Below are 13878 nucleotides of genomic sequence, written 5' to 3' on the forward strand. Positions count from 1 at the left end.
ATCAATAATAATTAAAAAGCAAAAACAATGAACGAAATTGCAAACGAATTTAAGAGTTTAAGAATGCCGGGGATGGCCAGTTGTTGGACATCGCTGCTGGAGACACGTAAAATCGACAGTCTGTCCTTTTACGAAGGCATACAAATGCTTTTACAGGCAGAAAAAAGCCAACGTAAAGAGAACCGTAATGCACGTTTAATCGCAGCTGCTAAATTTCGCTATCAGGTGACCATTGAAGAATTGAACTTTGACGCGGCACGAGGACTCGAACGTGCCAAGATTATGCAATTGGCCACCTGCGAATATATAAAACATGGAGCCCCTATTCTTATTACCGAGGCCACCGGAACCGGCAAAAGCTGGTTAGGTACAGCTCTTGGTTATCATGCTTGTTTAATGGGATTTAAAGTGGCCTATTTTAACATCCAAAAGCTGTTTGAAAAAATAACCTTACACCGAATAGAAGCAACAATGCCAAAATTCTTTGAAAAAATGGCACAAATGGATTTGCTTATTGTTGATGACTTTGGCGTAAAAAAAATGGATGGCCAACAGCTACTGGATTTTATGGAACTGATAGAGGACAGGCATAGCCGAAAAGCAACAATTATAATGAGCCAATTGCCAGTGTCAGACTGGTATGATATTATGACATCAAACACCACTGCTGCAGATGCAATACTCGATAGAATGGTTCATTCGGCATATCGTTTTGAATTAAAAGGTGAGACAATGAGAAAAGCTAATAATTAATCTATTTTTGTATTTTCATGACTGATTTAGAAAAAAAGTGAACGGATATGGCCGTTTTTTATGGGGGGATATTAACCGTTTTTTCCACTTGACGCATTTTATCTAATCCACCTGGATATGACGGCATACTATCACAAATGAAATAGACAGTATCATTAATCGTTTTTTCTTTAATTAACAATTCTGGAAATACAATTTTAGAATATTTAGCAGTCCATAAAGTATCACCTTGTGTGTCTGTTACTGAAAAGTCACCTATTTTCTCAAGCGGTGCTGCACTGGTTGATCGGCTGACTCATAAAGCACACCTTGTAAATATGAATGGAGAATCGTATCGTTTGAAAGAAACCAAAGAAATGAATAATAAATGAAAAATAATTATCAAAAAATCAGCATCCCAGTCTTCACAAGATTGGGGTACCCCAATCTTGTGAAGACTCTTTTTTATTTAATCTAAATGGTATACTTTTGGATTGAAACTCTGGTATACTTTTCAATTGAAATAAACATATCTACGGGTGGCGACTCAAATTTGCCGGACTTCACAGGCCTTGAATTTGAACTTTATATTTTAAACACTTGGTTGATGGACAGGCTCTATTTACATGAGCGGCCTTTTCAAGGCGAAATTTCTGATTCGGGATGGGATTCCAGGGCGTTGCCGTTGGGCTGAAGTTATTTGCACTTTAAGTGCGGTGAGTGGCAAAAGTATGATTTTACGAATACAGGAAGTGATTACCTAAAAATGTCTGGGCAAAAAATATCCCAAAAAACTCAGACGTGTTATTTAGAATGAAATCAAACAACAAATCATAAAACTGATCACCATATTAAAAATAAAATATATCAAGGCTTCTGCAAAACATGGCTGATTTGTGTCTAATCTGGTTGCATTTCTGAGATTAGATCTCTTGATAAGAGTTTGTCAGATTCAAGATTTAACTTTAACAACGTTTAGAACAGCTTTCGCCCATTTTAAAGAAACCTGTAAAGCTTTAAGTATTTTATGTTTACCGCAAAATTTAAATTTGCTTCACCCAAACCTGATGTTGTTATACCAATAACTTCACCCATCATATTTAATAATGGTCCACCGCTACTTCCATGAGTTATCTCAGTCGTTGTTTGAATTAAACTATTATTCTCTCGAAAAGCTGAAACGATTCCTTTCGACAGTGTACTTTGCAATCCTCTTGGGTTTCCAATAGCAAATACATCATCTCCAATTTCAGGAATTTGCGAAACGACAGGAATAGGATTTAAAATATTGTAGCTACCTATATTAACCCGAAAGATGATATAATCATTCTCTTCACTTTTTTCTAATACTTCTTTCACCTTGAATTGCTTACCATCAAGAGTCTCAATTATTTCTAACCCTTGTGAAGTTCCCTCAAATACGTGATAATTACTAACGGCTAATCCATTCTTAGACACAAAAAACCCAGAGCCTTGAAATTCATTATTTCCATCAGATGTATATACTAGGAATACAGATTTTTTGTATTTATTATAAAGTTCATTTAGAGGTAAAACCTGCCTGACAGTATTTTCTATCACACGAGTTTCAGTATTTTGGTGTCGTTGTCGGTCTGTTGTATTTGATGAATAGTTTGTTGTAGAACTTGCTTTTTGATGACTACGTCTTCCAGACGGAGAACAACCAGAACAACCACTTAACGAATGTAGAGTAATAATAAAAAGTAAACCCATCAGAATATTACCTACAACTTGATATGTCCTATTCTTCATTATTATGAATTTTGCCCATTTTAGGTATTATGTGAATAAGGAATTGTTGGTTTTTATATTCATCTTTCCCAGAATATTCCCTGATTCCTTCGGTACCACTACCAGAAATTTGAATTTCACAATCTATCGCATTAAAGATTATACCATTTGATTTCCAAAAGCGATAAAGAGACAAAGCCCTTTCATAGCTAAGTTCGTAATTGCGTGAATAATTATCTTTCGATGCCATACCTTCAATTACAACAAGATACTTAATATCAAATTTCTCAAAATTCTGCTGATTTTTAAGCTCAGTTATTAAATTCGAAATAGAATTACCCACTTTAATTAAATATTTATAATATTTGGGGTTGATGTAAGAACTGCCACTCTGAAATTGAATTTGCTTATTTAATTTGAAGCGTTTGTATTCTGGTTGGTATTCAAAATACTCTTCTGGCAATTTTTGAACGGCAATATGTAATTCTTGAATTTTTACTAGTTGTTCCTTAATATCCTCGATGTTGTACTTTAAATACCCAATTGTAACGACAAATAGCACAAGCATCACAAAAAACAGACTTGTCATCAAATCAGAATAACTTATCCAAAAAATATTATCCTTTTTCATTAATTCGATCTATTTTGGACTTTCGGAATAATTTGAATAGAAAATCGTTTGTTATTTTCTTCTAAATTATCTCTGCATAGGCCATTAAAGCCACTACCACAAAGCATTATTTCAGTATTGTATTTCCGCAGATCGATGTTGTTTTTGTTCCATAAATCATACACGGCTAATGCTCGCTCGAAGCTCTTTTTATAACCATATTTATTGTCAACACTATAAGATCTATCATAAGTATTTGCCATATTTCCTTCAATGACTAATAAATATGATAATTCAGGAGTTTTCATATATAGATCTTTCAGAAAATCCTCTATTTCATAGCCAATATTTATAGTAGTACTTACAAACTTTCTTTTTATAACCGACTTATTAGGTTCAAAAATTTCTTGTCCAAGTAGATCTTTAACTAGGTACTTTTTACAATTAGGAAGGTAAATAAACTTACCGCTTTCTTCTAGAGGTTTAAATTGTTCTTCAATTTTCAGTAATTTATCTTGTTGTTTTACTGTAATAATTAATTTTTCATTGGCGGTTTTAAGTTCTGTTATAAGTGTTTCTGTTTCCTGCTCTTTTTCTCTCAACTGCGTAATTAATTCTTCATTGTTAAACATTTGGTTTTTTAAATAACCTATTGTAACGACAAATAGCACAAGCATCACAAAAAACAGACTTGTCATCAAGTCAGAATAACTTATCCAAAAAATATTATCCTTTTTCATTAATTCGACTTTAGTTCATAAATCCAGTATAAAAGAATTAGTCCAAGGTTAATTAGAATTAGTAAAAGGCCTAATAAAAAAAGGACAATTGAGGAAGGAGAAATGAAAAAGAAATAAATCAATGAAAAAATTACTAATTCGGTTATCAATTCAATTTTATTGCCAATTTGTTGTGAAAGCTGCAGGTAGCAGCAGATAGTGTACAATATAACCCATACTACAGCTATAATACTTAGTAAAATTGTACACATCTTTCCTATTACTTTTACAACAAGAGGTAATGCAACATCTGAATAAAATAATGAAAAAAGATTCGGGAGTTTAAAAAAGTCAAAGGAAGAACCACTTTCTTCAAATAAAGGATTAAAAACCGCCCCATACGTCATTAATGAAAACCCAAGCAAAAGTATTGGGATCAAGGCAATAATTAACAAGGTTTTTTCCCAACCTTGTAATGTTTTGATAAGATTCAAACGCATATTAAAATATTTTCTTTATTACTTTAACAAGGCTAACAGAGCCATCTGACCCTTTAGAAATCACGTGTTTGGAGAAACTTCCATTTGTAGGTACTTTGCTGTTTCGTGACTGACGATTTCTTAAACCAGCCTCAATAGAACTCAATTTGTCCAACAACGATTGATTTTGCTGCATATTTTTAATGGAACTATTAATATCTTTCATCAGTTCCAAATTGTCAAGTTGGTTAAACTTTGGAATTGAATCAGAATAAGCATCTTTAAATGATTCAATATATTGAGAGGTAATATTATTCAGATTCCCTTCAATGTGTTTATAAATACTTTCCAGTTTTTCCTCGTGACTACCGGCACTTTTATACAGGTTACTGATCATTTCTTCGGTTCTGTTTTTTAAAGCATTAATAGATTCTTCAAAGTGCGATTCTACGATTCCAACAGATTTCAAGGCGGCATTTCCTGAATTTTCAATTTTATCAAAATGGGCAGAAAGAAATCTTGTTAATTGCCTTGATTCAACGAGAGTGTCATCAATACCGTTTATAACTTTATTAACATCTGATGTACGGTTGGCAAATTCCAGCAGTTGAGAAGTTATTCGCTCCATATTGGCTATGTAAGCAGAAAACTTGTTGAGAGATTCCATATTGTTTTCCAACTTCTCAAAGAGTTCTAAATTCCATTTTGAAACTTTTAGAACTTCCATATTGTCAACTTTTTCGATTACATCTTTTTGTAATTCAAGATTTTCACCTGTTTGATTCGCAGCTGTTAACACATTGTCCGAAATATTAGTTGCAACTCTCGCAAACCTGTCTAAGCTTGCTTTTAAGCCAGAGACTCCTGTATCTTCGGCCTTTATCAACTCAGGAAGAAGCTTGGCTTGCATATAAGTTAACTGCTCATTTTTATCTTTCTGCACAATGCGTCTGGCTTTTTTATAGGAAAAAGAAGAAAGATATGTTGTACAAGCTAACCCCGACAAACTACCGAGCATTGCAATTTTAACACCACCGATTAAATCATTAACCCCTAAAGAAAATCCATCTCCATTTAATTCAGGCATTGAGAATAAACCGAAAATAATACCAATCATTGTTGCCGCAAGGCCTAAATAAAGAGGAAGTGTTACTGATTGCGATATCTCGTCGTCTTTAACAGCTATTTCTCTGTCAACAATATCTTTTATAATGCTAAAATTAACTGCAGCACCATAATTATTAATGAGATAAGTATTTATTGCTTTCTTGATTTGAGAAATAACTTCATTTCTTCCTTCGGTATCAATCAAGGACAATTTTACGATGTCATCATCTGCAATTTCAGAAAAGGATTCTTCATATTGAACATCGGTTGAATCAAAATCAACAGCCCCAATTTTTTCTTTCTCAACAAAACCAGTTCTTAGAAATAGCTTAAATGAAAAGATGTTTTTTAATTTAGAGATATTCAAATGCACCTTGTAGGTGTGAAGTAATTGATATATAATAACTCCAACAATTATTGCTATTTCTATTTTATGCCAAAGATTCATATTAGTAGAGTTTTATCTTAATTTTATTTTCAGTGTCAATCATCCAACGATCATTTAAACGAGTCACTTTGCCGCTATGAATTAGTCCGATTTTTGTGGCAGTAGATGAATTTGTAATGTTTTCGATATCGCAAACAGGCTTTAAGTAGGATTCTAAGCGGTTAATTGCCCTTTGGTCTCTATCGCCCGACAAATAAAACAGTTCCCCTTTGGTTGAAGATTCTTTAAATTCAATCTTGAAATATTTTTTCCCATCATTTGAAATCTCACCATTTGAAATTAGAAAGCTGCCATCACTTTCGGGCATTGAAAAATAAATCTTTTTTATTTGTTTTGTTGGCTGGTCTAGAGCGCTTTCTGATAGGGCATTATATGTATCTGCTTTACCCTCATCCTTCGAAATAAATTTTTGTTCAACCCTTTTTTTTAAATCAGCGTTTTCTTCCGAAAGTTCTTTCGTTTTCTTTTCTAAGGATGATATTTTTTTTCGTAGATCGTCAATACCGCTACCTCTGTTGGTATTAGCTAATTGACATTCCTTTTTATACTTGCTTTTTTGTTTTTGTAAGCAAAATACAACTCTTAAATATCCAAATAAGAATCGTTTATTATTTCCCGCTTGTGAATAATCATTGTATTTCCGTTCATCTTCTTCATTGACAATCGACTTAATCTTGTTTTTGGTAATTAAAAAAATAAAAAGCCCTCCAATCATAAGCCCTGTAATGAAAACACCTCCGTATAAAAAAATTGTATTACTAAGAATCTGATTTGTATTTCTTTTTTGGGTTAATTTTGGTTGTAGGTCTTTTTTAGGTATTTTATCTTCGATCTTAACAGATTCCGATTTATTTTCAATTAATTTTTTTGCTTCTTGATGAAATGCAGAAAGAGATTGATTATACTTAAGAACTATCTCCTTTGTTTTTTCGTTCCAATAGTCATGATTATTGTTGCGACCTGGAATTACAGTTACTAAATCATTACTACCTGGTTTTGTACATCTAAAAAAAGACTCATTCAAAGGTATTTTACTCTCAAAATTCTTTTTCAGAGGGACGAAAAGTTTCTTTCTGGTTCCACTCCAGTAATTCTCATTTAAGAACTTTGAAATTTGAGTGAAAGTTGGTAGTGTTTCTTTTAAATCAATATCTTGAATAAAAGCTTCGAAGTATTTGTCTTTACCAACTATTTCATTTTTTGCAGCTGATTCGCCCACAGTAGTGATATAATCTTGCATATATGCATAGGTCGCTTCAATTACACCTCTCTTAGCCCAATAATTATATGCTTCTGTTGAATCTTTGAACAGGCTTTGTGCAAATGAACCTTGCACAAAGCCTGTTAATATGATAAAAAATATTAGTCTTTTATTCATCGTCCGTTTTCTTTTCAGCGAGTGCGTAAGACAATTTATTTAGTATTCCTATTAAAGGATAAAAGAACAAAGTTTCTTCTATTTTAGAGTCTGGCTTTTTGTAGTATGCTTGTATTCCCCTTACAAGAAAATCATTTATTCCTGATTCTCTTTCTTGTTGAAAAATTGAATAGGCATCAGTCTCTATAATGTATTTTGACTCTATATTAATGGTTTGAATATACTCATCTAAGATTGAATAAAAATCTTTGATGGTTTCTTCAATTTGTAATTTGTGTGTGTCATTCAATTCTCCATATTTTGGAATGTTTTGGACATCCACTTCTCTATCAAACACTTTTCCCCAGCTATCATCCTGAGTACCACCAATCCAGAATTTAATTGGTGATTCTTTTATGCTGTCGTCAAGATTAGCTTTTAATGCTCCTTTACAAGTAACTTCTTTAGGAATAGATGACAGTTTTATTTGTAGTTTTTCTCTTGATTTTTCGCTGTAAACACTTTCAAAAATGTATTGAAACAAATTTGAAATATTTTTCAAATTTGAGGATGCATCAATAATTGATGCTGATTTAGACGCTGTACCACTTAATAAGACATGTTTAGGAATACCAATACCTGATTTTTTAAGCAGGTTCGCAGAATAGTAAGCGATCGCTCCATAAAACACGAATATTGAAAGTTTCAACCTATTATTCTTTTGCAGTAACCTTGTATAGCTAAATTCATTTGACTCATCTTTTTCCAGTGCAAAAAGGAAACTACTAAAATCGGAGGAGTTTTTTCTGGTGTTTAATATATTGTCTAAAATTCCTTTTAATTGTCCAAATTCATTTTTATCAGTGCTTTTAATCGCATCTAAAGCTGCATCTTTAAATGTCTTAACAAAGCCATTTCTATCCGAGTTGTTCTTAAATTCATCGGAAGGATACCCATCTCCAAAAATAGCATTGCCGGCAAACTTAAAAGAAGAGATCAGTTTTGCTTTTTTATCATCTTCATCAAACACCGCAATATCAGATGAACCACCACCAATGTCAATTGATAAGCTTAAACCAGCTACAGAGGATTTGTAATATAAATAAGGAGCAATACTCTCAGGTATGCTTTTTATTCCGGTATCCGAATTTTGTTTAAACGCCCTTTGATAAACATTCTTCCAGAGTCTGGAAAACACTTCCAGTTCTCCTTCATCCATACTTACCGGATAAAACCAGGTAATTGTTGAATTTGCAGGGCTACCACCTAATTGAAGTGTTTTGTAAAATGCAATTGTCGTTAAAAATTCTAAATACGATTCAACTTTCTTTTCATCAATTGTATTTGCATAATTGCTCCATTTTAACTGAGTGTTTAGTTCAAGGTAGTTTGGCACACTTCGTTTTTCAAGTAGCAAATAATTATTAACCTGTCTGATAATATCTACTTTGTTATTAAAATCAACGTCTTTATTATGAACAAGGGCAGACCTTAGAGGAAACCTTAATCCGTTACCATTTGAAAACACAAATGGTAAAATTTCTTGCTCAAAAGTATTCTCATTTTCAATATACACCGGGTCAATACCACTTGCGTTTCTGTTAATTAGTGATTGCCAAAGAGGTTTAGTTGGTGTGTTGTCAAGAGAAATTGAATCATTATCTCCAAGTTTGTATTCAATATGGGTATTTGTTGTACCGAAATCAATCGCAAAATTTACTTTGGATGTTCCTTTGGCTGTATTCATTATTGGTATAACAAACCCAGTTTTTGAGTTTACAGAAATACCAAATGCCTCAGGCTGATTTTCTACTTTAAAATATTTACTGACTAATTCACCTCCACCTCCGGGATTTCTCGTAATTGCAGAATTAGTCAATTGTTGCTCACCATTTTTAAATGTGGTTAAACTTATTTTATTTGATTCATCTAAACTGTAATCAAGTAAGCCGATGATATGTGTTAATTCGAAATCATTTGATTTTAAAAATGGAAAAATAGCTAAATGCACATCTAATTTCTCAATATTTTTGTCAGCTGTAGAATATTGCCTCTTAAATATAATTTCGCCCCCTTTAACCGGTATTTTAAGCTCAGCATCCACATTTCCACCAGCGCGTTCTTTTAGGCTTAAATATTGATTCGCTTTTTCTGCCTTAAAATATTTAAAAAATGTTGATGATAAAGGCAAAAGGTGTTTTTTTGAACCGCACGTAATAAACTTTGAATCGTCAATTGGGTATGGCAATTCAATAATTTTATCTTCAAAAAAATTGCCAATTGTCAACCAATAATACGGGTCATTTTGTATCGGTAATTTTGATTTATTTGGTACATCTGTGTTTTTATAGACAATCTGTGTTTTTTCATCCCACAAGATACCTTTAGTTGTATATGTCCATTTCTTTGAAAATGGATATTGGGGTAAAATAAGAGGCTTAACTTCATTGTACAAAAAATCAGACTTGATAACAAAATCACTTTCAGTAGAGATGCTCCCTGTATCAGTTTCCTGAACGCCAAGTTTTATATTCAACACTTCACAAATATCATTTTCATTCTCTAATACTGTGCAAGCTTTGTATTCTGTCAGATGGCTAGCTTCTATATCTGTAATTTTCCGATTTAAGTCTCCACTCAAATGTTCTTTTACCTTTTCCAGATACTCGTAAACTTCGGGGAAATAATGAGCAAATTTAGGCTGTTTAGCTAAGGTGTAAAAGTATTCAATAAAAGACGATTCTCTTTCTGACAAAGGCGCATACTCGTTATCAAAAAGTTTGTCTTGCCCTATGCGAATATCCAACTTACTTGTTACTTTTCTTACGTCAGGAGAAGCGAAAAACAAGGTGGCAGGAGAAGTGCCGCCAATAATGTTGTTCGTTTCTTTATTCAGAATAAAATACAATCTATTTGTTTTCTCAAAATTGTATAATACTTCATTACCTATTTCGTCCTCTTCTACACTATCCTGATTCCAAAATAATTGAAGCGTATCAACGTATTTTTTGTGTATTTTGTTACCATTCTCTTTTAACTCTTTAAATCTATCTTTAGGACTCCAGGCAATAATGCGAATTTTACTGCCGAATTTTGGAGAAGTAAAGAAAAGTTGAGCGACATCAAGCGCATCAGACACCAATTTATGGTGGGCTGTATTGCCTTTTATTTTATTCTCTGAAACCCACTTAAACGCAGATTTTACCAAATCAATTGTTGCAAAGGGTGTCGGAATAGATGTTGCAACGTCTTTACCTTCTGTTTTTATTGTCTTCAGTTGGTCAGAAGTAATTATCCCACTTTTAAACCACCCTGTTTCTTCTGTGATACCTCCTTCGTGGAGTCTGAATATTTTTTTAGCCATTTTAAACTTGTTTTAAAAGGTTGTTTTTACTTAATACATTTTCAGTTGATTTACCGAAAACCTTAATAAGTGTTGTGTGTCTTTTCTCAGGAGTGGATCTAAAGCCTATTTCAGTAATCAACTTACAGTTTTCAACATCAATAGATTTAAAACTTTTATTTCCTTTTCCTTCATCACCTTTTACTAAGTTCAAAGCATCATCCCAGTTTACTTTATTATATGGACTAAAAGCGGGTTTATTATCTTCCATTTCATTTAGCCATTCAATAAAATGCTTATTAAAAGCATCAATCTGAATTTTATATTCCGAACTATTAAAATATTGTTTGTCTAAAAATGAATTCTCGGACTTTTTAACCAGCTTAATATTGCTTTTTGTCCACCTTGAAACATTAATAGCTTTTGGCAAACCAATATTCAGGTATTCGGAGAACAGTTTATATTTGGTCAATGGTTTAGCAATATTTTTTTGATTATTTAGGTTCAAATCCCCAAAAACGATTGATTCTGTGTCATTTTCAATTCCAAACTCTTTTACCTGAGTTTCATTACTGGTCTTATCAATATTTTCACAAAAGTCAAAAATTGCTAATGCACCTGCCATTTCTAAAAAGTGAGCATTATTCTTTTGCTCCTTTCCTCCAACAGCATATTCAAAGTGTTTAGCATTTCCTCTATTTCCAATAAAATAAAGAGAATTAATTTTATTCTGCTTAATAATTGTTCTGTTGTAATAATCGATGGCAATTTTGGCCTTATCCTCAAATGAATCGGAGTTAATTTCATCTTTTTTGTTTAGTGCAAAATAAGGTAGATAGGTTATGCCTCCAATTGGCGCTTCCTTAATTTTTGCACTGTTAGGCAAATCGGAATTTCCTCTTAAATTTTTTAATAGTAAAGGGAATCCTGCCGCACCTGTACCACCAAATATTGAGTTAATAATAAAAACGGCATCATCGTCATTAAATGTTTGTCCAAATCGTTTAAAGTCATCCGAATCGGTAAATTGGTTTAAAACAATGGCGCCCATATTGGGATTTCCTTTAAAGCCAACATTCAAATTGGAGTTCAAATTTTTGTCAGAATATAAAAGCCTGGTAAAATTTTTATCGTCTTTTGAATTTTTGTAATCATCATCAAGTGTATTAAAACCAATGTACTGTCCAAATGTACTTTGATCAACATCATTTAAACTGAACTGAAAATAATCTGAATTAACTACCGATGATTTATTTGCTAACTCATTAACAGTTTTTATTTCCTGAGAAAAGAAATCATCGGGTTGGTCGACTTGGTTTCTTATTTGTTGATATAACTTTAAAATATCTTTGGTTCTGTTCAGATCACCATTGCTTGTATCAGGGTCAATAATAATTGGAATAACCGTATCAAAATCATTTTTAAATTTGCATCCAGAAGCTAATAACATTGTTAATGCCTTTAAAACTCGAGAACCTGTCCCTCCAATTCCGAATATGTATATTTTTTTTGCCATTGTGTTTTATTTAAAAAGGTAAGTGAATTTGGATTTTGCTGAATTGCTTTAATATTAAGCTATAAATAAAACCAACAACAATGCCGAGCAAACCATTGAATAAAGCATATTCAAATGGTAATGTTTTGGCAAATTCTTCATAACCTGATTCAGGATATGCTAATGCATCAATCAGATCCTGGTTGTTTGATAAGAATATTTCATTATTCGAAATACCCCAAGAAATGCCTCCAGTTAACAGGGATGCAATAATTAACCATAAAAACCAATGCCGGAATTTCCCATAAGGAGATTTCCATAAATAATAGAAAGCAGCGAACAATATTAATGGAACGAGTACAAAAGTCAAGCCTAGTAGAGTATAGCCCCCGGAATCATATAAAGTGTTAAAAATCAACCCAAATTGAGGGTCGTACAGGTTAAACAAAGACTCATAAATAGTTGCGAAAAGGTCATTCATAATACTTTATTTAATAAGTTCAAACTTAAAGGTGACAATGTTAGATTCTTGGTTTTTATATTGATAAGCTTCACTAATTGCATTAATTAGGAACTTAAAACCGAAAGTATGAGAGGTGTCTCCGACAATATCACTTTCATCATCACTGTTTGTTTCCACAATCCAATTTGGAATCGTGTTTTTTAAAGAAATTTCGAGTTGACATAATGGACTTCTCTCTGTCCCAACCGTGATTAGATGAGTCGGGGTGAAGTTTAAACCAAAAAGTTTTATATCACCTATTTCAGAAACAGCTTTAATTGAGAAATTTGAATTATCACATATATAATTATCAACTGATGTGAGATAGGAATCTGAAAATGGCAACGCAGAATAATCTGTTGCTAATGTAAAATGGAAACCTTGTCCCTTTCTATCTGATTTTACGCTAACCAATTTATTTCTATCTCTTTTGTCAAATCTAAAATCACCGACTTTGTTATGTGCAACGGCCTGATACGGAACCTCCAATTCACTGTTTTTTAAGAATCTAGCGACATCAGAAAAGCCTTTAAGGCTTTTAATATAATCATCGTTGAAATATTCATTTAACAATTCGGTTTCACCAAAAATCCAAACATAAAAAGGTCTGTCTTGCGATAATATTTTGACACCACCTGTAACAGGGAAATATTTTCCATCAAAATGAGATTTCAACTTTATGATAATTGTTTGTAAATCACCTGTATTTAATCTTTCAATAAAACGGCTTCTTGTTTCACGTCCTTCTGTTGATAGCGCATTCATTGGCGCTTGAGGTTTACCAATATCGTAAATAGCATCTGAAATTAGAATTGAAACAGTATCGTTTTTTGCGCGAGATAGAGCTAATTGAAACATTAAGTTGAGATTACTTTTAGTAACGTCACCACAATTAAAACCTGTCAAATTTAATTTGTCTTTCAGGTAAGCCGGATTATTTCCAATATTTGTAATTTTTATTTTTTGCCCACCATTAACAAAATAAAATTCCCGTTTTGTATTTTCTTCCGCAAAACGAGGTTTTTCTGCTAATTCTGAAACAACGTCAACATATTCAGTAAAACCATTAACGTATCCAAACATACTTCCTGAATTTTCTAAATAAAATACTGCTTTCTCCACATTCCTTTCCATAGAAGCGTTGGACGCATTTTTAACAAAACCTATTTGGTTTTCTGTTTGTTTTTTGGTTTCAGAATTACTTAATCTTTCACTTCTATTTTTACAGCTTGAAGTAAAAATCAAAAGAATAAGAATCAGGTAAAAGTAGAATCTCATAATTGAAATATCTTAATGTTAAATCTTTGATCAAATGGTGAAAATCCCTTGCCTTA

General features: G+C 32.5%; 12 protein-coding genes. 2 read left to right on the forward strand and 10 right to left on the reverse strand.

What is annotated here, in order from left to right; genetic code table 11:
- The first annotated feature begins 27 nt into the window (after positions 1 to 27).
- Complete coding sequence (gene istB / locus ACT3CD_RS14775) at positions 28 to 753, forward strand: IS21-like element helper ATPase IstB (protein WP_444646424.1); 726 nt, start codon at positions 28 to 30, stop codon at positions 751 to 753.
- Positions 754 to 986: 233 nt separating this feature from the next.
- Positions 987 to 1124 (forward strand): ATP-binding protein, encoded by a 138-nt coding sequence (locus tag ACT3CD_RS14780; RefSeq protein WP_444646426.1) that lies wholly within the window; start codon positions 987 to 989, stop codon positions 1122 to 1124.
- Positions 1125 to 1728: 604 nt separating this feature from the next.
- Here the strand turns inward: ACT3CD_RS14780 and ACT3CD_RS14785 are convergent.
- From ACT3CD_RS14785 to ACT3CD_RS14830, 10 genes are read right to left on the reverse strand one after another with little or no spacing between them, the layout of a single operon-like run.
- Positions 1729 to 2505, reverse strand: coding sequence for a S1C family serine protease (locus tag ACT3CD_RS14785; RefSeq protein WP_444646427.1), 777 nt, complete (start codon positions 2503 to 2505; stop codon positions 1729 to 1731).
- Positions 2495 to 3115 (reverse strand): hypothetical protein, encoded by a 621-nt coding sequence (locus ACT3CD_RS14790; RefSeq protein WP_444646428.1) that lies wholly within the window; start codon positions 3113 to 3115, stop codon positions 2495 to 2497. Before ACT3CD_RS14790 ends, ACT3CD_RS14785 begins: the two co-directional genes overlap by 11 nt.
- Positions 3115 to 3834: a hypothetical protein gene (locus ACT3CD_RS14795; RefSeq protein WP_444646430.1), complete on the reverse strand. Its 720-nt coding sequence runs from the start codon at positions 3832 to 3834 to the stop codon at positions 3115 to 3117. The genes ACT3CD_RS14790 and ACT3CD_RS14795 overlap by 1 nt, the downstream gene beginning before the upstream one ends.
- Positions 3834 to 4313 (reverse strand): hypothetical protein, encoded by a 480-nt coding sequence (locus ACT3CD_RS14800; protein WP_444646431.1) that lies wholly within the window; start codon positions 4311 to 4313, stop codon positions 3834 to 3836. Before ACT3CD_RS14800 ends, ACT3CD_RS14795 begins: the two co-directional genes overlap by 1 nt.
- Before the next feature lies 1 nt (position 4314).
- Positions 4315 to 5847 carry a hypothetical protein gene (locus tag ACT3CD_RS14805; RefSeq protein ID WP_444646432.1) on the reverse strand — a complete coding sequence of 511 codons (1533 nt, stop codon included), beginning with the start codon at positions 5845 to 5847 and terminating at the stop codon, positions 4315 to 4317.
- Between the two features lies 1 nt (position 5848).
- Entirely contained in the window at positions 5849 to 7225 is a 1377-nt protein-coding gene (locus tag ACT3CD_RS14810) for a hypothetical protein (RefSeq protein WP_444646433.1), read from the reverse strand.
- Positions 7218 to 10568, reverse strand: coding sequence for a hypothetical protein (locus ACT3CD_RS14815; RefSeq protein WP_444646434.1), 3351 nt, complete (start codon positions 10566 to 10568; stop codon positions 7218 to 7220). Before ACT3CD_RS14815 ends, ACT3CD_RS14810 begins: the two co-directional genes overlap by 8 nt.
- 1 nt (position 10569) lies before the next feature.
- Positions 10570 to 12063, reverse strand: coding sequence for a hypothetical protein (locus tag ACT3CD_RS14820; RefSeq protein WP_444646435.1), 1494 nt, complete (start codon positions 12061 to 12063; stop codon positions 10570 to 10572).
- 10 nt (positions 12064 to 12073) lie between these two features.
- Positions 12074 to 12523, reverse strand: coding sequence for a hypothetical protein (locus ACT3CD_RS14825; RefSeq protein ID WP_444646436.1), 450 nt, complete (start codon positions 12521 to 12523; stop codon positions 12074 to 12076).
- Between the two features lie 6 nt (positions 12524 to 12529).
- Positions 12530 to 13822 (reverse strand): hypothetical protein, encoded by a 1293-nt coding sequence (locus tag ACT3CD_RS14830; RefSeq protein WP_444646437.1) that lies wholly within the window; start codon positions 13820 to 13822, stop codon positions 12530 to 12532.
- Between the last annotated feature and the right edge of the window lie 56 nt (positions 13823 to 13878).

The sequence above is a fragment of the Geofilum sp. OHC36d9 genome, assembly GCF_052400685.1.
Classification (GTDB): Bacteria; Bacteroidota; Bacteroidia; order Bacteroidales; family Marinilabiliaceae; genus CAZHHH01.

What these genes read in the sequence shown, in the direction of transcription:
- istB (WP_444646424.1), top strand. Translation starts at nt 28, where the DNA reads ATGAACGAAATTGCAAACGAATTTAAGAGTTTAAGAATGCCGGGGATG.
- ACT3CD_RS14785 (WP_444646427.1), bottom strand. Translation starts at nt 2,505, where the DNA reads ATGAAGAATAGGACATATCAAGTTGTAGGTAATATTCTGATGGGTTTA.
- ACT3CD_RS14790 (WP_444646428.1), bottom strand. Translation starts at nt 3,115, where the DNA reads ATGAAAAAGGATAATATTTTTTGGATAAGTTATTCTGATTTGATGACA.
- ACT3CD_RS14795 (WP_444646430.1), bottom strand. Translation starts at nt 3,834, where the DNA reads ATGAAAAAGGATAATATTTTTTGGATAAGTTATTCTGACTTGATGACA.
- ACT3CD_RS14800 (WP_444646431.1), bottom strand. Translation starts at nt 4,313, where the DNA reads ATGCGTTTGAATCTTATCAAAACATTACAAGGTTGGGAAAAAACCTTG.
- ACT3CD_RS14805 (WP_444646432.1), bottom strand. Translation starts at nt 5,847, where the DNA reads ATGAATCTTTGGCATAAAATAGAAATAGCAATAATTGTTGGAGTTATT.
- ACT3CD_RS14810 (WP_444646433.1), bottom strand. Translation starts at nt 7,225, where the DNA reads ATGAATAAAAGACTAATATTTTTTATCATATTAACAGGCTTTGTGCAA.
- ACT3CD_RS14815 (WP_444646434.1), bottom strand. Translation starts at nt 10,568, where the DNA reads ATGGCTAAAAAAATATTCAGACTCCACGAAGGAGGTATCACAGAAGAA.
- ACT3CD_RS14820 (WP_444646435.1), bottom strand. Translation starts at nt 12,063, where the DNA reads ATGGCAAAAAAAATATACATATTCGGAATTGGAGGGACAGGTTCTCGA.
- ACT3CD_RS14825 (WP_444646436.1), bottom strand. Translation starts at nt 12,523, where the DNA reads ATGAATGACCTTTTCGCAACTATTTATGAGTCTTTGTTTAACCTGTAC.
- ACT3CD_RS14830 (WP_444646437.1), bottom strand. Translation starts at nt 13,822, where the DNA reads ATGAGATTCTACTTTTACCTGATTCTTATTCTTTTGATTTTTACTTCA.